The following is a 21,448-nucleotide window of genomic DNA, read 5'->3' as shown; positions in this document are numbered from 1 at the left end:
GCTGGCCAGCAGCCTGCCCGAGCACCACTTTTGGACGTTGGAACTGTCCAAGTTGCCACACATAAGAGTCGCCGGAGCCCCGTCAAAAGTTGGCAAAGGGACAGCGAGCCTCTTGGAATGCAGGCGCGAAAAGACGGTATGCGGATGACCGAATTAGACTCAAAGGGCGCGTGAGACTCCTGTGACCAACCTCTCGGTCAACGGAGCGTAGTAGCGGGGTAGCACGTTGTCGTCGAGTGGCACGACCACGTCAAGCTTGCCTTCCGCCTCACCGACGAAGAGCCCCGGGTCGTTGCAGTCGGCGAACGCCACTGTGGGCACACCCGCCTCCCCTGCCGCTCCGGCCCAGCCGTGGTCGGCGATCACGAGGTCGGGGTGGTCGCCGTCCAGCTCGTGCAGCATGTGCCGCATCGGGGCCGCGTCGTGGGTGTGCACCAGCGCGCCGCGGTCGTCGAGCATGGCGATGTCCTGGAGATAACGGATCCTTCTGGGACGACCGAAACCCGACCCCGCGTACGTCCAGCCCTCGGCCGGCGACAGCAGCCGCGCGCCCTTCGCCGCGCAGAAGGCGGCCAGAGTCAGGTGGATGGCCAGGATGCCGGTGGGGTGCCCGGTGGCGAACAGGATGCGCGGCTCCGGCCGCGACAGCACCGAGGCGATGCGCTCGGCCATGGCGTCGATCGCGTCGATCGTCAGGTCGGGGTCGATGGTGTCCTGGCCCCAGCGGTGGTCGGGGTCGGAGACCACGCCCGCGGACTTGGCCATCAGGGCGAGGATGTCGCGGTACGACCACGGCTGGTCGAAGGTCAGGCCCAGCGCGTAGTAGGGGTCGCCGTTGGCCAGCGAGCTGTAGTGGTCCAGGTTGTTCTCGCGGGGGGTCGCGACATCGCCGGCTATGCGGCTGTATACAAGATGATCTCTGAGTTCGTCGCGGCTCAGCACTGGTTCTTCCTCGTCAGGGCTACGGAGCGAGGCCGTGCGCCTCGGTCAGGGCATCGGATCGAGGCCGTGCAGGGGGAACACCGCGTTTCGGGTCGCCATGACCGCACGGTCAATGGGGTCCGCTGGATCATAACCACCGGACAAGTCGCGAAATTCCGGGTTTCGGCCGTCCGTCATGGTCAGCGGCGGTGTCTCGCCCGTACGCTCCCGTACGAACTGCCGCCAGCCCTGACCCGTCGGCGTGGCGGGATCGACCGGATGCCCCGACAACTCGGCGATGAGGTGAGTCCAGGCCCGCGGCACCACCTGCACCAGCTCGTAGCCGCCCCCGCCGGTGGCGATCCACCGGCCGCCTGCCGTCTCGTGGGCCAGGCGGTGCAGCGCCGCGTACGCGGCCCGCTGGCCGTCGACGCTGAGCATGAGGTTGGCCAGGGGGTCGAGCGCGTGGCTGTCGCAGCCGTGCTGGGTCACCAGGATCTCGGGCCGGAACTCGTGCAGCAGCGGCGGCACCACCGCGTGGAAGGCCCGCAACCAGCCGGAGTCGCCCGTGCCGGCCGGGAGCGCGACGTTGACGGCCGTGCCCGCGGTCCCGGTCTCCTCGGGGAAGCCCGTGCCGGGGAACAGCGTGCGCGGGCTCTCGTGCAGGCTGATCGTCAGCACCCTGGGGTCGTCGTAGAACACCGCCTGCACGCCGTCGCCGTGGTGCACGTCCACGTCCACGTACGCGACGCGGCTCGCGCCCTGCCGCAGCAGCCACGCGATGGCCAGCGCCGGATCGTTGTAGACGCAGAACCCGCTCGCCGCGGCGGGCATCGCGTGGTGCAGCCCGCCCGCGACGTTGACCGCGTGCTCGGCCGTGCCCTCCCACACCGAGCGGGCGGCGGCCAGCGAGGCCCCGGCGATCAGCGCGGACGCCTCGTGCACGCCCGCGAACGCCGGATTGTCGCTCGTGCCGAGCCCCACGCTCAGATCGGGCCTGCCGGTGGCGGACACGCGCTTGACGGCCTCGATGTAGGCGCGGTCGTGCACCATGGCCAGCTCGTCGTCGCTCGCGGGGCCGCAGCCGGCCATCTCGACCTTGTCGAGCACGCCGAGCTCGCGGGCGAGCGCCATGGTGAGCTCCACCCGCACGGGGGCAAGTGGATGGCTCGGGCCGAAGTTGTAGGAGGTGAGAGCGTCGTCCCAGATCACCCGTGCCGACCGGCTCATGCCAACCCCTCCGCGTGTCCCTCGCCTTGCGCCGACGTTACCGCAGGGCAGACGCCCGGTTGTAGCCCGGGCTCGGCGCGGTAGAACGTCCCAGCAACGCCGACATGTCCTGAACTAGGGTTTGATCGTGCGCGCGGTGCGGACCCTCATGAAGATCGTGCGATTCTTCCAGCGTCCCAAGGTCTCCGACCGGACGCTGGTGATCGTGCTCACCATCCCGTCGATCCTGGGCGCCGTCGCCGTGCTGGTCCTGGGCGACACCCGGCTCGCCCTCGGCAACGTGCACTACCTGCTGACCGTGCTGCCCCTGCTCATGCGCCGCAACCGGCCGATCACGACCGTGGCCCTGGTGGCTGCCGTGGACGCGGTGAGCATCCTGACAGGTCTCGTCGACTCCCCCAACGTCGCCACGACCGTCGCCCTCTACAGCATGAGCCGCTTCACCACCGGCCGCACCACCGCCATCGTCTCGGCGGTGACCTGGCTGTTCTACACCGTCGTGATGGAGCTGGGCACCCCGGTCCAGGCCGCCTGGGCGACGGCCCTGTTCATGGTCGCCATCCCCGCGGGCCTCGGCCAGCTCGTCCGGCTCAGGACCGAGCTCAACGAGCGCGGCAGGCGCGAGGCCGCCGACGCGGCGGTGCGCGCCGAGCGGCGGCGCATCGCCAGGGAGCTGCACGACGTGGTCGCGCACCACATCACCGTGATCAACGCGCTGGTCGGCGGCGCGCGTGCCACGCTGCCGCCCGAGCAGGCGGTCACCAGGGAAGCCCTGGAGAGCGCCGAGCAGACCGCCCGCCAGGCGATGTCGGAGATGCGCCGCCTGCTCGACGTGCTGCGGGCCGACGGCAACGAGGGGCCGGACGCCGCCACCGGGGTGGGCGCCGACCGCCTGCCCGCGCTGATCAAGGAGGCCAGGTCCGCGGGGCTGCCGGCCCACCTGGCCGTGACGGGAGAGCCCGTCGAGCTGCCCGCCGCCGTGGACCACGCCGTCTACCGGATCGTGCAGGAGGCGCTGACCAACACCCGCAAGCACGCGGCCGGCGCCAGGGCCAGCGTGCGCCTGGCCTACGGGGCCTCGGCCGTGGAGGTCGAGGTGCTCGACGACGGCCTGCCGAAGGACGACGGCACGCCGGGCTTCGGGCTCGGCGGCATGGCCGAGCGGGTCGCCCTGTGCGGCGGCCAGCTGTCCACCGGCCCCAGGCCCGAAGGCGGCTTCCGCGTGCACGCCCGCTTACCCCTGGAGAAGGCATGATCAGTGTCCTGCTGGCCGACGATTACGCGCTCGTGCGTACGGGCTTCAAGCTCATGCTGAACGCGCAGCCCGACCTGAGCGTGGTCGGCGAGGCGGCGGACGGCGAGCAGGCCGTGGAGCTGAGCAGGCGGCTGCGCCCCGACGTGGTGCTGATGGACCTGCACATGCCCGGCATGGGCGGGGTACGCGCCACCGAGCTGATCACCACGGAGCTGCCCGGCGTGCGGGTGCTCGCGCTGAGCACGTTCGACCTGGACGAGAACGTGGTGGCGGCGCTGCGGGCGGGCGCCGACGGGTTCCTGCCCAAGGACGTCTCCCCCGAGGAGCTGATCGAGGGCGTGCGCGTCGTGCACCGGGGCGAGTCGGCCGTCGCGCCGCGCCTGCTGACCCGGCTCATCGGCACGTTCGTCCGCACCTCGCCCCCGCGCACGGCACCCGCCGAGCTGTCGGGGCTCACGGACCGCGAGCGGGAGATCCTCGTACTGATCGCCCGCGGCCGGTCGAACGCGGAGATCGCCGCCGGCCTGGCCGTCTCCCCCTCGACCGTGAAGAACCACGTGACGAGCCTGTTCGCGAAGCTCGGCGTCAGGGACCGCGCGCAGGCCGTGATCATCGCCTACGAGGCGGCGCTGGTCCACCCTGGAGAGTAGGACCACGGTCCTAGCCCGCCGCCCGGCGAACGGTTCCCTGGCAGGAAGAAAACCGGCGGGCGCGACGGCACGCTTGCACCATGACCGCGATTCGAGCAACGAACCTGAGCAAGCGCTACGGCTCAACCATGGCCGTCGCGGACCTGTCGTTCGACGTCGAGCCGGGTCAGGTGACCGGCTTCCTCGGGCCCAACGGCGCCGGCAAGTCGACCACCATGCGCATGATCCTCGGCCTCGACCGCCCGTCCGGCGGGTCCGTGCTCGTGGCCGGGCGCCCCTACGCCGAGCTGCGGCATCCCCTGCGCAAGGTGGGCGCGCTGCTCGACGCCAAGGCCGTGCACGGCGGGCGCAGCGCCCGCAACCACCTGCTCGCCATCGCGCAGAGCAACGGCCTGCCGGCCTCCCGCGTGGAGGAGGTGCTGGAGACCGTCGGGCTGCGCGAGGTGGCCAAGCGGCGGGTCGGCGGCTTCTCGCTGGGCATGTCGCAGCGGCTCGGCATCGCCGCGGCGCTGCTCGGCGACCCCGAGATCCTGCTGTTCGACGAGCCCGTCAACGGGCTCGACCCCGACGGCATCCTGTGGATCCGCACGTTCATGCGCGAGCTGGCGGCCCAGGGGCGGGCGGTGTTCGTCTCCAGCCATCTGATGAGCGAGATGGCGCAGACCGCCGACCACCTGATCGTCATCGGCAGGGGCCGGCTGATCGCCGACACGAGCGTGCAGGAGTTCATCGGCCGCAGCTCCCAGGGTTACGTAAGGGTCCGCTCGCCCCGGCTGGCCGAGGTGGCCGAGCTGGTCAAGGTCGGTGAGCTGCACCACGACCACCTGCGGGTGACCGCGATGAGCACGCTGGAGATCGGCACCCTGACGGCCAGGGCCGGCATCCCGCTGGAGGAGCTGACGTTCGTGCAGCCCTCGCTGGAGGCGGCCTACATGGAGCTGACCAAGGACAGTCTGGAGTTCTCGGCATGATCGACATCCTCAGGTCCGAATGGACGAAGATCCGCTCGGTGCGCTCGACGGTGTGGACGCTGGCGGCCGCCTTCGGGCTGATGGTGGGCCTGTCGGCGCTGCTCAGCGCCTCCATCAAGAACGACGCCGAGGGGCCGATCCCCGCCGGTCAGGCCGTCGCCGCGAGCCTGCTCGGGATCATGTTCGCCCAGCTCGCCATCGCCACGCTGGGCGTGCTGGTGATCTCCAGCGAGTACCGCACCGGCGGCATCCGCACCTCGCTGATGAGCGTGCCCAAGCGGATGAAGCTGCTGACCGGCAAGCTCGTGGTGTTCGGGGCGACCTCGCTGGTCGTCTCCGCGCTCGCCTCCGCCGCCGCGCTCGGCGTCGGGCTGGCCTTCACCCAGCCGCCGGAGCTCGCGACAGGCGAGGTCGTCCGTGCGCTGATCGGGTCCTCGCTCTACCTGACCGCCTGCGGGATCTTCGGGCTGGGGCTCGGGACGCTCGTCCGGCACACGCCCGGGGCGATCGTGGCGGCCATCGGGCTCATGCTGGTGCTGCCCCAGGTGGCCAACCAGCTTCCCGGGCAGTGGGGCAGGACCGTGGCCGAGTACTTCACCACCAACGCCGGCCAGTTGCTCGTCGCCGGACAGAGCAGCGAGTCGCTGACACCGTGGGGCGGGTTCGGCGTCTACCTGGCGTGGATCGCCGTCGCCACGATCGCGGGGGCGGTCCTCATGCAGCGGCGCGACGCCTGAGCTCGACACGGGCGGCGATCACGGGCCCGGCCGCGACGGCTGGGAGCTCACTCGGCGCGAAGGGCGATCACCGGGTCCAACCGGCCCGCCCTTCGCGCCGGCGCCACGCCGAAGAACACCCCGACCGCCGCCGACACCCCGAACGCCAGCGCGATCGACCACCACGTGATCGACGCCGGCACCTCGGTGAGCGCCGCGATGGCCAGCGAGCCGCCCACCCCGAGCAGGATCCCGATGAGCCCGCCGATCGTCGTCAGCAGCACCGCCTCGATCAGGAACTGCGCCAGGATGTCACGCTGCCTGGCGCCCAGCGCCTTGCGCAGCCCGATCTCCCTGGTCCGCTCGCGCACGCTGACCAGCATGATGTTCGACACGCCGACGCCGCCGACCAGCAGCGAGATGCCCGCGATGGCCGCCAGCACGCCGGTGAGCATGCCCAGCACGCTGCCGACCGTGCCGAGCAGCGCGGTCTGCGTGACCGCCGAGAACTGCTCGCCCGGATACCTGTCCCGCAGCGCCGCCGTCACCCGGTCCGACAGCGGATCGATCTCGTCCGGCCCGGACGCGCCCACCGCCATCCCGTTGATCCGCTCGATCCCCAGCAGCCGCTGCGCGGTCGTCACCGGGATGTGGATCTCCTGGTCGCGGGAGAGCCCGAACGTCTGCCCCACCGTGGCGTACACCCCGACCACCCGGAACCTCGCCCCCGCCACCGTCACCTGCCGCCCGATCGGGTCCAGCTCGCCGAACAGCCGGTCGGCCACCTCCGAGCCGAGCACCGCCACCCTGCGCCGGGTGTCCACGTCGGTCTCGCTCAGCGGGCGGCCCTTGTCCACGGGCCGCTCGAAGATGTTGACCAGGTTCTGATCGGTGCCGATCACCGTGACGAACGCCTCGGTCCTGCCCACGCGCACGGTCTCGCCCGACTGCAGCGACACCGTCACCTTCGACGGGTCGCCCACCACCCGCCGCACGTAGGCCACGTCGGCCAGGCCGAGCTTGCTCTGCGTGGGCGCGGCGCCGAGGCTGATGCGGCCAGGGACGACGAGGATGATGTTCGTGCCGAGGCCGGAGATCTGCTTCTCGATCTCGTCCTTCGCGCCGGTGCCGATGGCCACGAGGATCACCACGGCCAGCACGCCGATGATCACGCCCAGCATGGTGAGCACGCTGCGCAGCCGGTTCACGCGCAGCGCCTCCATCGCCATGGCCAGCGCCTCACCGTTCCTCACGACCCGGCACCCCTCATGACCCGCCACCCCTCACGAACCGCCACCCCTCACGAACCGCCACCCCCCACGAACCGCCCCTCATGAGGCCGTCGCCCCTCCTGGGCCGTCGTCCCGCTCGATCAGGCCGTCCCGCACGTGGATCTGCCGTCTGGCGTGGGCGGCCACCTCTGCCTCGTGCGTGACCAGCACCACCGCCATGCCGCCTTCGGCGTTGAGCCGGTCGAGGATGGCCATCACCTCGGCCCCGCTGGCGGTGTCGAGGTTCCCGGTGGGCTCGTCGGCCAGCAGCACCTCGGGCTCGCCCACCAGCGCCCTGGCGATGGCCACGCGCTGCTGCTCGCCGCCGGACATCTGCGAGGGCCGGTGCTGCAGGCGGTGCCCGAGCCCCACCGACTCCAGCGCCGCACGGGCCCTGGCCCGCCGCTCGGCCCTGCCCAGCCCCCGGTAGACCAGCGGCAGCGCCACGTTGTCCAGCGCCGTCGTCCTGGCCAGCAGGTGGAAGGACTGGAAGACGAACCCGATCGTCCTGTTCCGCAGCTCGGCCAGCTCCCCGTCGGACAGCCGCGAGATGTCCACCCCGCCCACGCGCAGCACGCCCGAGGACGGGCGGTCGAGGCAGCCGAGCAGGTGCATGAGCGTGGACTTGCCGGACCCCGACGGGCCGACGACCGCCGCGAACTCGCCCTGGCCGATCCGCAGCGAGACGCCCCGCAACGCCTCCACGGCCACGCCGTCGAGCTGGTAGCGGCGGGTCAGCTCGACCGCCTCGATCGCGGGCCCGCCGGCCGCCTCTCCCCTCCGGGCCCCGCCGGCCGGATCATCCTTCCCAGGCCCGCCGGTCATGGGAGGGTCTGCCCTGCCCGTACGGAGTCCGCTCCCCTGACCACGATCCGCTCGCCCACGGACAGCCCGCTCAGCACCTCCACCACCGCGTCCCCCTGGGCGCCGAGCTTGACCACGCGCCGCTGGGCCACGCCGTTCCCGACCACCCAGACCACGCTCTCGCGCCCGCTGGAGACGATGGCCGAGGCGGGCGCGGCGACGGCCGACGGCGATTCGCGCACGGTCAGCCGCGCCACCGCGCTCATGCCGGGCTTGGGCGTCGGCGCCTCGGAGCCGTCGTCGAACGCGCCGGTGCCGATCCTGAGTCGTACGGGGTAGCTGACGCCGCCGGTGGTGCCCTCCATGGGGGCGACGCCGATGCCGGTCACCGCGGCCGCGTACGTGGCGCCGGGCACCGCGTCCAGCTCGACCTCCGCCTCGACGCCCTCGCGCACGAGCAGCACGTCCGTCTCGTCCACGTCGGCGTCCAGGGTGAGCTCGGACACGTCGGTCACGGTGACGATCGGGTCGCCCGCCGAGACCGGCACCCCGGCCGCCACCGGTGTCCCCTGAGCGGACCCGCCGGAGGGCACCGAGGGCAGCTGCTGCCCGCTCCCGCCGGGGAGCCGGCCGAGCAGGCTCTCGACGCCGCCGGGCATGCCGCCACCGCCCGAGACCCGGCCGAGCGTGACGACCCCGGCGAACGGCGCCTTGACGGTCAGCGACCGCACCGTCCGCTCGGCCACCTTGACCGCGGCCCTGGCCTGGGACCTGGAGGCGGCCTGCAGCGAGGCCATGGAGCTGGACAGCCCGCTGGTGACGCCGGTCATGAGGCCGCTGATGGAGCGGTTGAGCTGGGCGGTGATCGAGGCCAGCGCCCTGGTCTGGGCCCGGTGCTGGGTCCTGGCCAGGTCGATGGCGTTCATGAGCTGCTTGCGGGCCCGCTTGTCCTCGACCTTCGCGGCCTCCTGGCGGGCTCTGGCGAAGTGCCGCGCCACCTTGCGGTCGAAGGCGCGGGTGTCGAACGACGGCAGGCGCACGCTCGGGGCGCTGAAGCGGGCCGGAGTGGCCATCTCGGACGCCTGCCGGGCCTGGCGGAGCTGGTCCTCGGCCTGGGGCGAGCGGATCCTGGCCACGATCTGCCCCTTGCGGACGCGGTCGCCGTCGCGGACGTGGAGCCTGGCGATCGTGCCCTGGGCGGGCGAGCGCAGCGTCGCGGAGGCCCGCGCCCCGATGGTGGCGGGCGCCTCGACGACCTCGGTGACCGGCGCCCGCCGAACGTCGGCGACCTGGACGGTCGCCGGTTCCTCAGCGGTGCAGCCGGTCAGCGCTAACAGGACGAGCAACGGGGCGGCCCCGTAACGAATCGTCACCCGACCCATCGTGGATCCCCGCCACCTGCCCGCACAAGCGCCCGCTCGGGCGTCCGCGTGGCGGATCGCGGCCCGGCCTCGGGAAACCACCCAGACGGTCAAGAAGACGCACGTAACGGCGGCCGGCCACGTGCGGGTTCAGCGGGCGTTCTCCTGGAGGCCCTCAGCCACGTGCGGCGGGGGGCGGTGACGCCGGCTTGCCGTAACGGATGGGTGGGTTTCGGGCATGAGGCGGGCGGCATCACCCCGACGCGAGCTGACGCCCCCGGTCGCGGGCGGCCTCGATGGCGGCCAGGAAGGCGGCGCGCACGCTGTGGCGCTCCAGCTCCGCGATGGCGGCGATCGTCGTCCCGCCCGGGGAGGTGACGGCCTCGCGCAGGATCACCGGATGCTCCCCCGAGTCGCGCAGCATCACCGCAGCCCCCACGATCGACTGGGTGACCATGTCGAGCGCGGCGGCCCGCGGCATGCCGAGCAGGATTCCCGCGTCCACCATGGCCTCGACCAGGTAGAAGAAGTAGGCGGGCCCGCTCCCGGACAGCGCCGTCGCGGCGTCCTGCTGCGACTCGGGGATCCGCAGCACCTTGCCGACCGGCTTCAGCAGCCCCTCGGCCAGCTTCAGGTGCTCCTCCCCCGCGTACGCCCCCGCCGAGATGACGCTCATCGCCTCGTCGAACCGGATCGGCGTGTTCGACATCACGCGCACCACCGGCACCTCCACCCCCAGCCGCTGCTCGACGAACGACGTGGTGATGCCGGCCGCCGCGGAGATCACCAGCCGCTCGGCGGGCACGTGGGGGGCGATCTCGGCCAGCAGCGTCCCCATGTCCTGCGGCTTGACGGCCAGGATGAGCGTGTCGGCGGCCTTGGCAGCCTCGGCGTTGGACACGGTGCGCACGCCGTACGTCTCGCGCAGCGCCTCCGCGCGCTCGGCCCTGCGCGTGGTCGCCATGATGTCGCCCGGCTTGAACCCGGCGCGCAGCAGCCCGGACAGCAGAGCCTCGCCCATCTTGCCCGTGCCCAGAATCGCGATCATTTCGGCCCCTCGGCGGAAGTATCGGAGGAAGTAGACGCTGACCTGGAGCTTATCGGCTGCCGTCGGCCACGGCGGCCGGGAGAGCGGGGGCCGGGGCCGGTCAGCCGCGCGACAGCAGCGAGCGGAGGAAGAAGGCCAGGTTGCGCGGGCGTTCGGCCAGCCTGCGCATGAGGTAGGCGTACCAGTCGGAGCCGTAGGGAACGTACACGCGCACCCGCGCCCCCAGCCCGGCCAGGCGCACCTGCTCGTCGGGCCGCACCCCGTACAACATCTGGTACTCGAACCCGCTCAGGTCACGCCCGTCGAGCACCGCCAGCGCGGAGGCGATCCGCAGCAGCCGCGGGTCGTGGGTGGCGACCATCGGGTAGCCGGTGCCGGCCATCAGCACCTTCAGGCACCGCACGAAGGAGCGGTCGATGTCGGCGGGCCTGGCGTACGCGCCGGGCGCCGTGTACGCCCCCTTGCACAGCCGCACCCGCGCCCCGCCCAGCTTCTCGCAGCGGTCGAGCGAGTCCGGCAGGTACGCCTGCACGACCACCCCCACGTCGGGATGGTCCCTGCGCAGCGCGGCGTGCACGGCGTGCAGCCCGGGGATCGTGTCGTGCTCCTCGGCGTCGAGCGTGACCGTGACGCCCTTGCCCGTCGCGGCCGCGCAGATGGTGGCGGCGTTGGCGAGCGCGAGCCGCCGCGACTGCCGCAGCCCCAGCGCGGTGAGCTTGACCGACACGTCGGAGCCCGCGGGCAGCAGGTCGAGCAGCGCGACGTAGGTGGCGACGGCCGCCTCGGCCTGGGCCGGGTCGTTCACCTCCTCGCCGAGGTGGTCGGCGCTGACCAGCAGCCCGTCGCGGGTCAGCGCGCCGACCACGGCCCCGATGTCGTCGGCGACGTATCGCCTGACCACGTCCGCGGTCAGCGGGGAGGTGGTGACGAGCCGCTCGGCGCGCCGGCTCTTCGAAAGGGCGAGCATGGCCTGTCGGAGCACGCGACCCACACTAGTCACCTGAACCGGCGGGCGCTGTGATCCGTCGTAAGGGTATGCGGACAATGACAGCGACTCTCCTGGCCGGATGTCTGGCGCTCGCCACGGGCTGCGGCTCGGCGGCCCCGCCGGCCGAGCGGGCCTCCACCTCGGCCGCGCAGAAGCCTCCGGCCGTGTCGAACCCGGTGGTCTCGAACCCGGTGACCACCACCCCTGCGGCGAAGGACCCCCAGCCGGTCAAGCCGACCGGCAACGCCATCAACGTCCACAAGATCCGCTGGACCAAGGCCAAGGCGGTCTCGAAGGGCAAGAAGGTGCAGCTCACCTGGTGGTCGGGGGTGGAGCCGTGCACGGTGCTCGACCGGGTCAAGGTGAAGGAGACCGCCAAGAAGGTCACGATCACCCTGTACGAGGGCACGTCGCCCAAGGCGAAGAACATGTCGTGCATCATGATCGCGGTCGAGAAGACGACGACCGTCAAGCTCAAGGGGTCCCTGGGCAAGCGCAAGATCGTGGACGGCGCCAAGTAGCGGGTTGTCCACTTATGGACAACCCCAGTGACAAATGATCGATTACTTGCGATACATCGATCAGAGCACCATGGCGTGGGGGCGCCGGGGACGAGGTCACGCTCCCATGGGGGAACCCGTGAGACGGCTCTTACGCTGCCTGATTTCCGCTGCCCGGCCTCGTCGCGCCGGCGCCCGACACGAGCACTCCCCTCCGAGCCATCCCCCGAAAGCGGACCCCCGGCGACGCGCCCACCGTTCCGGGGGTCCGCCTTTTCACCGGCGCACCGAGCAGTTCCCTGGACGGTCGGGCCGCTCGTCGGTCCAGCCGCCCTCGACGGCGCCGTAGACGATGACCGCCCCCTTGGGCAGCCCCGGCGCCCCCGCGTTCGCGGTGTCGACGGTGCCCAGCGCGACGCCCGTGCCGGGGTCGATGACGTAACGGGTGATCGTCGGCACGAGGGTGGAGCGGCCCTGCGCGTACCAGTTGACCTTCAGCCCTTCCCGGTTCGTGAAGGTCAGCGACAGGCCCTTCCTGCCGAGCGGGTCCATCACGGTGCCGCCCACCACGGTGTACGGATGGGCGGCCAGCAGGCGCAGCACCGCGGCCCGCTGGCCGGGGCGCAGCGGCTGGCTCAGGAGCCTCATCGCCGTCGAGAGCACGTACGTCTCGACCGGCTGGGACGTGCCCCGCCGCTCGAGAGCCCGGTGCTGGTCGCGCAGGTAGGCGTCCAGCTTGTCCGGCCCGGTGGGCAGCGCGTCCAGGTCGGCCAGGGTGACGCCGTCCTCAGGCTCCTCGGGCAGGACGTTCTCGCGCCTGACGCCCCAGGTGTAGACGCAGCCGGGCCGCGCCTTGCCGGCCACCGGCACCGCCTTGCACTCCAGCGTGGCGGAGCCACTGGGGCAGTCCGGCGTGACGCGGCCGGGCGATCCGGCCGCCCGCCAGGCCCGCTCGTCGGCCGGCGAGCCGGGCCGGGCGGCGGGCATCGTCCACCGCGCCAGCGCCGGGTCCCCGCCGTCGCGCGGATGCCAGTAGTCCGCCTCCGACGTCACCTGCACCGTGTACGTCCCCGCGCGCATGCGGTGTCCGGTGGTGACGGTCTGCCGCCAGTACGCGCCCTCCTCCGCGGGCAGCCGTTCCACCCGGTCGGCCAGGTCCAGCAAGGCCTGGCGGGGATCGGCCGGACGGACGGCCACCGGCGCCGGCGCGAGGTTCGCCACCAGTGCGAAGACCACCCCCACGATCCCCGCCGTGGCGGGCGCCGCCCACAACGCCCACGACCGCCCCCACGGGCGCCGCACCTTGCGCGCGGGTTCCGCCCCGGCGGCCACGCGGGCGCGGGCGCGCGCCACGACCGCCGGGGACGGCGGGCGCGCGTCAGGCAGCGCCCGGTTCAGCAGGTCCAGCTCATCCATCGGAGCCCTCCTTCAGCGGGTTGACGCCGCCCAGCGCCTTGCGCAGGTGCTTGCGCGCCCGGTTCAGCCGGGACGCGACCGTTCCGTAGGGGATGTCGAGGGCGGCGGCCACCTCGGCGTGGCTCAGCCCGACCAGCGCGACCAGCAGCACCACGTCGCGGTCGCGCTGCTTCAGCCCGGCCAGCGCCCCCGCCAGCGGGCCGGTGAAGCGGGCCGCGGCGACCCTGTCGACCACCTCGTCCTCGTGGCTGCCGCCGTCGCGCTCGGCCGACCGGCTGATCGCCTTCCACCGCCTGATCTCGGTACGGCGGTGCCGCGCCACCAGGTTGGTGGCGATCCCGTACAGCCACGGCCGCACGGCGCCCACCGAGGCGTCGTAGCCCCCGCTGACCGCGATGAGGAACACGTCGGCCGCGAGGTCGTCCGCCACGTCCTCCGACAGCCGCCGCGCGATGTAGCGGTGGATCTCGGCGAAGTGCGTGTCGAACAGATCGGGAGGCAGATCAGGAGGAACCCCTAACCGCTCAGGCCCGTTACGCGTGTTGTGCACTGTCACGCCCGTTCTTGCCCTCTCGGCGGGAATGCTTTCACGCTCATCGAGGTTGAGTCGGGTAGGCTCAAGTCGTTTGACAAAGACGACACGCATCCATAGGTTGAGTCCAACCGACTCAACTTTGATCACAAGGACGTACTCATGGCACGTGCGGTAGGTATCGACCTTGGGACGACCAACTCCGTCGTCTCGATCCTCGAGGGCGGTGAGCCCACCGTCATCGCCAACGCGCAGGGCTCGCGGACCACGCCGTCCGTGGTCGCCTTCGCGAAGAACGGCGAGGTCCTCGTCGGCGAGGTCGCCAAGCGGCAGGCCGTCACCAACGTGGACCGCACGATCCGCTCGGTCAAGCGCGAGATGGGCACCAACTGGTCCCAGGAGATCGACGGGAAGAAGTTCTCGCCCCAGCAGATCAGCGCCTTCGTCCTGCAGAAGCTCAAGCAGGACGCCGAGGCCTACCTGGGTGAGAAGATCACCGACGCGGTGATCACCGTCCCGGCCTACTTCAACGACGCCCAGCGCCAGGCCACCAAGGAAGCCGGCACGATCGCGGGCCTCAACGTGCTCCGCATCATCAACGAGCCGACCGCGGCGGCCCTCGCCTACGGGCTCGACAAGGAGCAGGACCAGACGATCCTCGTCTTCGACCTCGGCGGTGGCACCTTCGACGTGTCGCTGCTCGACGTCGGCCAGGAGGACGGCCACGGCTTCGTCGAGGTCAAGGCGACCTCCGGTGACAACCACCTCGGCGGCGACGACTGGGACCAGCGCGTCGTCGACGAGCTCGTCAAGCGCTTCCAGAACGCGCACGGCGTCGACCTGGCCAAGGACAAGATGGCGCTCCAGCGCCTGCGCGAGGCGGCCGAGAAGGCCAAGATCGAGCTGTCCAGCCAGTCCGAGACCAACATCAACCTCCCCTACATCACGGCTTCCTCCGAGGGCCCTCTGCACCTCGACGAGAAGCTGACGCGCTCGGAGTTCCAGCGCCTGACGGCCGACCTGCTCGAGCGCACCAAGGGCCCGTTCCACCAGGTCATCAAGGACGCCGGCATCAAGGTCTCCGACATCGCGCACGTCGTGCTCGTCGGCGGCTCGACCCGCATGCCCGCCGTCTCCGAGCTCGTCAAGGAGCTGACCGGCGGCAAGGAGCCCAACAAGGGCGTCAACCCCGACGAGGTCGTGGCCATCGGCGCCGCGCTCCAGGCCGGCGTGCTCAAGGGCGAGGTCAAGGACGTCCTGCTGCTCGACGTGACCCCGCTGTCGCTGGGCATCGAGACCAAGGGCGGCATCTTCACCAAGATCATCGAGCGCAACACGACGATCCCGACCAAGCGCTCCGAGGTCTTCACCACGGCCGAGGACAACCAGCCGTCGGTGCAGATCCAGGTCTACCAGGGCGAGCGCGAGATCGCCTCCTACAACAAGAAGCTGGCGACCTTCGAGCTGACCGGCATCGCGCCGGCGCCGCGCGGCATCCCGCAGATCGAGGTCACCTTCGACATCGACGCCAACGGCATCGTCAACGTCTCCGCCAAGGACCTGGGCACGGGCAAGGAGCAGACGATGACGATCACCGGCGGCTCGGCGCTGCCGAAGGACGACATCGAGCGCATGATGCGCGAGGCCGAGTCGTACGCCGAGGAGGACAAGAAGCGCCGCGAGGAGGCCGAGGTCCGCAACAACGCGGACGGTCTGGCCTACCAGACGGAGAAGTTCCTCCGCGAGAACGACGACAAGGTCCCCGGCGAGATCAAGACCGAGGTCAACGACGCCCTGGCCGAGCTGAAGAAGGCTCTGGAGGGCACCGACACCGACCTCATCCGCACCTCGGCGGAGAAGCTCGCCACGGTCAGTCAGAAGATGGGCTCGGCGATCTACGCCGCGAGCCAGGGCCAGCAGGCCGGCGGCGAGGGCGCCCCGCAGGACGCCACGGCCGGTCAGGACCAGCAGAAGGCCGATGACGACGTGGTCGAGGCCGAGATCGTCGACGACGACCAGCCGAAGAAGGACCAGTGATGCCGCCGCGTGACAACGGGCACGAGGAGCCGGTGATCCGCGACAACCGCAAGATCGACCCGGAGACGGGTCAGGTCAGGGAGTCCGTCCCCGCCGACGTCCAGGAGGGCGCCGAGCAGGCGCCCGCCCCGGCCGGCAACGGCGAGCTGGAGGCCCAGCTCGCCGAGCGGACCGCGGACCTGCAGCGCCTCCAGGCCGAGTACGTCAACTACCGCAGGCGGGTCGAGCGCGACCGCGCCGCGGTGCGTGAGCAAGCGGTCGCCGGAGCGCTGACGGACCTCCTGCCCGTGCTCGACGACATCGGCAGGGCCCGCGACCACGGTGAGCTAACCGGCGGCTTCGCGAAGGTGGCGGAGTCGCTGGAGTCGGCGCTCACCAAGCTGGGCCTCAGCGCCTTCGGGCAGAAGGGCGAGCCGTTCGACCCGACCGTCCACGAGGCGCTGATGCACAGCTATTCGCCGGACGTGAGCGAGCCAACGGCCGTCGAAGTGTTGCAGCCTGGATACCGGATGGGTGACAGGGTGCTGCGCCCGGCGCGGGTGGCCGTCGCCGAGCCCGAGGACGCCCCTGCCGCGTCCGATGACGACGAAAACTAAGGCATTAGGACGAAGGGCCGTAGATGAGCACCAAGGACTACCTGGAAAAGGACTACTACGCCGTCCTTGGTGTGCCCAAGACCGCCACCGCCGACGAGATCAAGAAGGCCTACCGGAAGCTGGCCAGGCAGTACCACCCCGACACCAACCAGGGTGACGCGACCAAGGAGACCAAGTTCAAGGAGGTCTCCGAGGCGTACGACGTCCTGTCCGACAGCAAGCGCCGCAAGGAGTACGACGAGGCGCGCACGCTGTTCGGGTCCGGGGTGGGCGGTCAGCGTCCAGGCGGTGGCGGTTTCCCGTTCGACTTCGGTGACCTGTTCGGCGGCACCGCCCAGCAGACCGGTCACGGCGGGAGCGCGGGCGAGCGGCTCGGCGACCTGTTCGGCGGGCTGTTCAACCGCGGGGGCGGCACCGGCCGCACCACCGGCACGACCCGCCCCCGGCGTGGCCAGGACGTCGAGTCCGAGGTGACGCTGACGTTCACCGAAGCCGTCGAGGGCACCACCGTGTCACTCAGGCTGACCAGCTCCGCCGCCTGCACCGCGTGCAGCGGCACCGGCGCCAAGGCGGGCACGACCCCCAGGGTCTGCCCCACCTGCGAGGGCACCGGCGCGGCCAGCCGCAACCTCGGCAACTTCGCCTTCTCCGAGCCCTGCCGCGACTGCAAGGGCCGCGGGCTGCTCGTGGACGACCCCTGCCCCGTGTGCGAGGGCAGCGGCCGCGCCAAGAGCACCCGCACCATCCAGGCGCGCATTCCCGCGGGGGTGGCCGACGGCCAGCGGGTCAAGCTCAAGGGCAAGGGGGCGCCGGGCGAGAACGGCGGCCCGGCGGGCGACCTCTACATCCAGACGAACGTCAAGCCGCACGCCGTGTTCGGCCGGGCGGGCGACAACCTGACGATCACGGTCCCCGTGACGTTCACGGAGGCCGCGCTGGGTGCCGAGATCAAGGTGCCGATCCTCAAGGGCTTGCCGGTCACGCTGCGCATTCCCGCGGGCACCCCCAACGGGCGCACGTTCCGCGTCCGCGGCAGGGGTGTCACCAGGAAGGACGGCACCAAGGGCGACCTGCTCGCCAGCGTCGAGGTGGTCGTGCCGAAGACGCTCGACGACAAGTCGCGTGAGCTGCTCAACGAGTTCAACACCGCGCACGCGAGTGACGACCCGCGCGCAGAGCTCATTCAGCGAGCCAGAAGCGAGTAAGCCGATGGACGCCAACTACTTCGACCTGTCAGACGACACCCCTGTCTATGTGATCTCGGTGGCCGCGCAGCTCTCCGGGCTCCACCCGCAGACGCTGCGGCAGTACGACCGGCTCGGCCTGGTCAGTCCTGGGCGTACGGCGGGGCGCGGCCGCCTCTACTCCACGAGAGACATCATCCAGCTCCGCGAGGTGCAGCGGCTCTCCCAGGAAGAGGGCATCAACCTCGCGGGGATCAAGCGGATTCTCGAGCTCGAGAACGAAGCCCTGCGGCTGCGCGAGGAGGTTCACCGCCTGCGTGCCGAGATGCGCATGGTCAGAGCCTTGATCCGCTACGAGCTGCCACCGGGGGCCTAGAAGGACATGGACTACAAGCTCACCCAGAAGAGCCAGGAAGCGCTCTCGGGTGCCATGCGGCGTGCCGCCGCGGAGGGCAACCCGGAGATCTCCCCGGCCCACCTGCTGACCACGCTGCTCTCCCAGACGGGCGGCACCGCCGTGCCGCTGCTCGAGGCCGTCGGCGCCGACTGGCGCACGGTGCGGGCCCGCACGGAGGAGCAGCTCGCGGCGCTGCCGAAGGCGCAGGGCTCGACGGTGGGGGCGCCGTCCAGCTCCCGCCAGCTCCTGACGGTGCTGAACACCGCCGCCCAGCACGCCAACCGCCTGGAGGACCTCTACGTCTCGACCGAGCACCTCCTGGTCGGCCTGGCCGCCGACGGGGGCCAGTCGGCCGAGCTGCTCAAGTCGCAGGGCGCGACGCCGCAGGCGCTGCTCGACGCGTTCGAGAAGGTACGCGGCAACGCCCGCGTCACCAGCGAGACCCCTGAGGACACCTACCAGGCGCTGGAGAAGTACGGCGTCGACCTGACCGAGCGGGCCCGCGGCGGCAAGCTCGACCCGGTGATCGGCCGCGACACGGAGATCCGCCGCGTGGTCCAGGTGCTCAGCCGCCGCACCAAGAACAACCCGGTGCTCATCGGCGAGCCCGGCGTCGGCAAGACGGCGGTCGTCGAGGGCCTGGCCCAGCGCATCGTGGCCGGCGACGTGCCGGAGTCGCTGCGCAACAAGCGGCTCATCTCGCTCGACCTGGGCGCGATGGTGGCCGGCGCGAAGTACCGCGGCGAGTTCGAGGAGCGGCTCAAGGCCGTGCTCTCCGAGATCAAGGAGAGCAACGGGCAGATCGTGACGTTCATCGACGAGCTGCACACCGTCGTCGGCGCGGGGGCCGCCGAGGGCGCGATGGACGCCGGCAACATGCTCAAGCCCATGCTGGCCCGCGGCGAGCTGCGCATGATCGGCGCGACCACGCTCGACGAGTACCGCGAGCGCATCGAGAAGGACCCGGCGCTGGAGCGCCGCTTCCAGCAGGTCTACGTGGGCGAGCCCACGGTCGAGGACACGATCGCGATCCTGCGCGGGCTCAAGGGCCGCTACGAGGCCCACCACCAGGTGCAGATCGCCGACGGCGCGCTGGTGGCCGCCGCCGCGCTGTCCGACCGCTACATCACCAGCCGCTTCCTCCCCGACAAGGCCATCGACCTGGTCGACGAGGCCGCGTCGCGGCTGCGCATGGAGATCGACTCCCGTCCCGTGGAGATCGACCAGCTCCAGCGCAACGTGGATCGGATGAAGATGGAGGAGCTGGCCCTGTCGAAGGAGACCGACGAGGCCTCCGTCCAGCGGCTCGAACGGCTCCGCCAGGAGCTGGCCGACCGCCAGGAGGAGCTCAACGCCCTCGTCGGCCGCTGGGAGCACGAGAAGGCGGGCCTCAACAAGGTCGGTGAGCTGAAGAAGCAGCTCGACGAGGCGCGCGGCTCGGCCGAGCGGGCCCAGCGCGACGGCGACTTCGAGGCGGCCTCCCGGCTGATGTACGCCGAGGTGCCCCGGCTGGAGCAGGCGCTGAAGGCCGCCTCCGAGGCCGCGCCGCCCGAGAACGCCATGGTCAAGGAGGAGGTCGGCGCCGACGACATCGCCGAGGTGATCTCGTCGTGGACCGGCATCCCCGCCGGGCGCCTGCTGGAGGCCGAGACGGCCAAGCTGCTGCGCATGGAGGAGGAGCTGGGCAGGCGCCTCATCGGCCAGCAGCAGGCCGTACAGGCCGTCTCCGACGCCGTACGCCGCAGCCGGGCCGGCATCGCCGACCCCGACAGGCCGACGGGCTCGTTCCTGTTCCTCGGCCCCACCGGCGTGGGCAAGACCGAGCTGGCCAAGGCGCTGGCGGAGTTCCTGTTCGACGACGAGCGGGCGATGACCCGCATCGACATGAGCGAGTACTCCGAGAAGCACAGCGTGGCCAGGCTGGTCGGCGCGCCTCCCGGTTACGTCGGCTACGAGGAGGGCGGCCAGCTCACCGAGGCCGTCAGGCGGCGCCCGTACACCGTGGTGCTGCTCGACGAGGTCGAGAAGGCCCATCCCGAGGTGTTCGACATCCTGCTGCAGGTGCTCGACGACGGGCGGCTGACCGACGGCCAGGGCCGCACGGTCGACTTCCGCAACACGATCCTGATCCTGACCTCCAACATCGGCTCGCAGTTCCTCGTCGATCCGGCGCTGGAGAACGGCGCGAAGCGCGAGGCGGTGATGGGGGCGGTGCGCAGCTCGTTCAAGCCGGAGTTCCTCAACCGGCTCGACGACGTGATCCTCTTCGACGCGCTCGGCTCGGAGGAGCTGGCGCAGATCGTCGACCTCCAGGTCGAGCGCCTGGCCAGGCGCCTGGCCGACCGCAGGCTGACGCTGGAGGTCACGCCGGCGGCCCGCGAGTGGCTGGCGCTGACGGGCTACGACCCGCTGTACGGCGCCCGCCCGCTGCGCCGCCTGGTCCAGTCCGCCATCGGCGACAAGCTGGCCAAGGCGGTGCTGTCCGGCGAGGTCGCCGACGGCGACAAGGTCATGGTGGAGCTGGGCGACGACGAGCTGCTCGTCCAGCGAGCGGCCTAGAGCCCGGTTCCGGGGCCCGGGGATCCTGGCGATCCCCGGGCTCCGGCGTGTCATGGCACGGTCATCGGGCCACCCGCTCGGTAAGGTTCGCCCCACTCTTCGGACAAGCGGTGCTCCCCCGGCCCGGCGGGTGACTACGTTCAGCGTTCGTCAGATCACCGACATCGACTCAGGGGGACGTGCGGTGTCATTCCAGAAGTTCCGGAGCATGATCGCGGTGGCCGCTCTGACCGCCGGCGTCAGCTGGCTGTTCGCCGGCGCCGCCACGGCCGGCAACTGCGCCGAGACCGCGGTGCTGTCGCCCAGCTCGGTCGTCTCGACGTGCGACGGCCCAGCCGCGCTGCACATCGAGCAGAGCGGCACCGCGGGCAGCCGCATGATCACCAGCGAGAGCAACAAGGTGGCCATGGCGGCCGGCGAGATGGCCAGGCACATCGGCTACACCGGCGTGGCGACGGGCAAGGAGGTGCTGCGCATCGCGGACGTGAGCGGCGCGGGGGCCACCTGGGGCCTGTCCTCGCTGTTCTCGGCCTCTCCCGCGCTGTTCCCCATGGTGCCGGGCCCGGCCGGGGTGGCGGATCTGGCGACCAGGGCGAACCTGCCGCCGCTCCCGCCGCTCCCGGTGCTGCCCGAGGTGCCGGGGGCGCCGCTGGACAGCAGGCTGCCGCACGAGATGACCATGGGCCAGGGCCCCTACCACAACCGCGTCGTCGGCACCGGGCTCGACTCGCCGCTGGCCCTGCAGAAGCCGGTCAGCGAGGTCAGCTCCGAGCTCATCGGCCAGGTGCTGCCGAAGGCGGTGGACGGCCTCCAAGGCATCTCGATCCTGCCGGGCGGCGGGTCCGGGGCGTCCGGGCTCACCGATGCCGTGGGCGATCTCGGGCTGAACTGAGCCACCCTGTCCGGGCGTGGACCGTGCCTGCCACGCCCGGCTTCCCCTGGCCGAGGGGTCGCGGTCCCTCCGAACGGACCGTGCGGGGATCGCGGCCCCTCCGGCGAGCACGACCCGGCG

Annotated in this window: 19 protein-coding genes and 1 pseudogene; 11 read left to right on the top strand and 9 right to left on the bottom strand. The window is 71.5% G+C overall.

Features of this window, described 5'->3' with window-relative positions; genetic code table 11:
• Positions 1-159: 159 nt before the first annotated feature.
• Positions 160-942: a phosphatase gene (locus AB0I79_RS20795; RefSeq protein ID WP_357875253.1), complete on the bottom strand. Its 783-nt coding sequence runs from the start codon at positions 940-942 to the stop codon at positions 160-162.
• 45 nt (positions 943-987) lie between these two features.
• A complete protein-coding gene (locus tag AB0I79_RS20790) occupies positions 988-2,151 on the bottom strand; it encodes an acetoin utilization protein AcuC (RefSeq protein WP_357875251.1) in 1,164 nt (387 codons plus the stop codon).
• 148 nt (positions 2,152-2,299) lie between these two features.
• Here AB0I79_RS20790 and AB0I79_RS20785 point away from each other — a divergent pair, with 148 nt between their 5' ends.
• The 4 genes from AB0I79_RS20785 to AB0I79_RS20770 all read left to right on the top strand — a co-directional run bounded on the left by AB0I79_RS20785 (position 2,300) and on the right by AB0I79_RS20770 (position 5,764).
• Complete coding sequence (locus tag AB0I79_RS20785) at positions 2,300-3,406, top strand: histidine kinase (RefSeq protein WP_357875249.1); 1,107 nt, start codon at positions 2,300-2,302, stop codon at positions 3,404-3,406.
• On the top strand, positions 3,403-4,056 hold the full coding sequence (locus AB0I79_RS20780) for a response regulator transcription factor (protein WP_357875247.1): 654 nt from the start codon (positions 3,403-3,405) through the stop codon (positions 4,054-4,056). The genes AB0I79_RS20785 and AB0I79_RS20780 overlap by 4 nt, the downstream gene beginning before the upstream one ends.
• Positions 4,057-4,136: 80 nt before the next feature.
• Positions 4,137-5,027: an ABC transporter ATP-binding protein gene (locus tag AB0I79_RS20775; RefSeq protein WP_357875245.1), complete on the top strand. Its 891-nt coding sequence runs from the start codon at positions 4,137-4,139 to the stop codon at positions 5,025-5,027.
• Complete coding sequence (locus AB0I79_RS20770) at positions 5,024-5,764, top strand: ABC transporter permease subunit (RefSeq protein WP_357875243.1); 741 nt, start codon at positions 5,024-5,026, stop codon at positions 5,762-5,764. The genes AB0I79_RS20775 and AB0I79_RS20770 overlap by 4 nt, the downstream gene beginning before the upstream one ends.
• 47 nt (positions 5,765-5,811) lie before the next feature.
• Here AB0I79_RS20770 and AB0I79_RS20765 read toward each other — a convergent pair whose 3' ends face one another.
• From AB0I79_RS20765 to AB0I79_RS20745, 5 genes are all read right to left on the bottom strand, one after another.
• Positions 5,812-6,996: an ABC transporter permease gene (locus AB0I79_RS20765; RefSeq protein WP_357875241.1), complete on the bottom strand. Its 1,185-nt coding sequence runs from the start codon at positions 6,994-6,996 to the stop codon at positions 5,812-5,814.
• 78 nt (positions 6,997-7,074) lie between these two features.
• The gene (locus AB0I79_RS20760) at positions 7,075-7,839 is read right to left on the bottom strand and encodes an ABC transporter ATP-binding protein (RefSeq protein WP_357875239.1); all 765 of its coding nucleotides are present in this window, start codon (positions 7,837-7,839) and stop codon (positions 7,075-7,077) included.
• Positions 7,836-9,191, bottom strand: a complete 1,356-nt coding sequence (locus AB0I79_RS20755; RefSeq protein WP_357875237.1) for an HlyD family efflux transporter periplasmic adaptor subunit — start codon at positions 9,189-9,191, stop codon at positions 7,836-7,838. Before AB0I79_RS20755 ends, AB0I79_RS20760 begins: the two co-directional genes overlap by 4 nt.
• Before the next feature lie 241 nt (positions 9,192-9,432).
• Positions 9,433-10,227: a pyrroline-5-carboxylate reductase gene (gene proC / locus AB0I79_RS20750; RefSeq protein ID WP_225270901.1), complete on the bottom strand. Its 795-nt coding sequence runs from the start codon at positions 10,225-10,227 to the stop codon at positions 9,433-9,435.
• A 100-nt stretch (positions 10,228-10,327) separates the two neighbouring features.
• On the bottom strand, positions 10,328-11,209 hold the full coding sequence (locus AB0I79_RS20745) for a proline dehydrogenase family protein (protein ID WP_357875235.1): 882 nt from the start codon (positions 11,207-11,209) through the stop codon (positions 10,328-10,330).
• A gap of 62 nt (positions 11,210-11,271) precedes the next feature.
• Between AB0I79_RS20745 and AB0I79_RS20740 the strand changes: the two genes are divergently transcribed.
• Positions 11,272-11,736 carry a hypothetical protein gene (locus tag AB0I79_RS20740; protein WP_357875233.1) on the top strand — a complete coding sequence of 155 codons (465 nt, stop codon included), beginning with the start codon at positions 11,272-11,274 and terminating at the stop codon, positions 11,734-11,736.
• 255 nt (positions 11,737-11,991) lie between these two features.
• Here AB0I79_RS20740 and AB0I79_RS20735 read toward each other — a convergent pair whose 3' ends face one another.
• Complete coding sequence (locus tag AB0I79_RS20735) at positions 11,992-13,131, bottom strand: CU044_5270 family protein (protein WP_357875232.1); 1,140 nt, start codon at positions 13,129-13,131, stop codon at positions 11,992-11,994.
• Positions 13,124-13,687 carry an RNA polymerase sigma factor gene (locus tag AB0I79_RS20730; protein WP_357875230.1) on the bottom strand — a complete coding sequence of 188 codons (564 nt, stop codon included), beginning with the start codon at positions 13,685-13,687 and terminating at the stop codon, positions 13,124-13,126. The genes AB0I79_RS20735 and AB0I79_RS20730 overlap by 8 nt, the downstream gene beginning before the upstream one ends.
• A 138-nt stretch (positions 13,688-13,825) precedes the next feature.
• Here AB0I79_RS20730 and dnaK point away from each other — a divergent pair, with 138 nt between their 5' ends.
• The 6 genes and pseudogenes from dnaK to AB0I79_RS20700 all read left to right on the top strand — a co-directional run bounded on the left by dnaK (position 13,826) and on the right by AB0I79_RS20700 (position 21,328).
• Entirely contained in the window at positions 13,826-15,700 is a 1,875-nt protein-coding gene (dnaK, locus tag AB0I79_RS20725) for a molecular chaperone DnaK (protein WP_357875228.1), read from the top strand.
• Positions 15,700-16,296 carry a nucleotide exchange factor GrpE gene (gene grpE / locus AB0I79_RS20720; protein ID WP_357875226.1) on the top strand — a complete coding sequence of 199 codons (597 nt, stop codon included), beginning with the start codon at positions 15,700-15,702 and terminating at the stop codon, positions 16,294-16,296. Before dnaK ends, grpE begins: the two co-directional genes overlap by 1 nt.
• 23 nt (positions 16,297-16,319) lie before the next feature.
• Positions 16,320-17,501, top strand: coding sequence for a molecular chaperone DnaJ (gene dnaJ / locus AB0I79_RS20715; protein WP_357875224.1), 1,182 nt, complete (start codon positions 16,320-16,322; stop codon positions 17,499-17,501).
• Positions 17,502-17,505: 4 nt separating this feature from the next.
• A pseudogene (locus AB0I79_RS20710) lies at positions 17,506-17,787 on the top strand (helix-turn-helix transcriptional regulator); the annotation flags it as partial.
• Between the two features lie 75 nt (positions 17,788-17,862).
• Positions 17,863-20,436: an ATP-dependent chaperone ClpB gene (clpB, locus tag AB0I79_RS20705; RefSeq protein ID WP_357875222.1), complete on the top strand. Its 2,574-nt coding sequence runs from the start codon at positions 17,863-17,865 to the stop codon at positions 20,434-20,436.
• Between the two features lie 184 nt (positions 20,437-20,620).
• Positions 20,621-21,328, top strand: coding sequence for a hypothetical protein (locus AB0I79_RS20700; protein ID WP_357875220.1), 708 nt, complete (start codon positions 20,621-20,623; stop codon positions 21,326-21,328).
• Positions 21,329-21,448 lie beyond the last annotated feature (120 nt).

Origin of the sequence: Nonomuraea sp. NPDC050202 (assembly GCF_040656115.1) — a bacterium.
Taxonomy (GTDB): domain Bacteria; phylum Actinomycetota; class Actinomycetes; order Streptosporangiales; family Streptosporangiaceae; genus Nonomuraea.
Note: the sequence above shows the minus strand (reverse complement) of the source record. Positions and strands in the feature narration are given on the sequence as shown.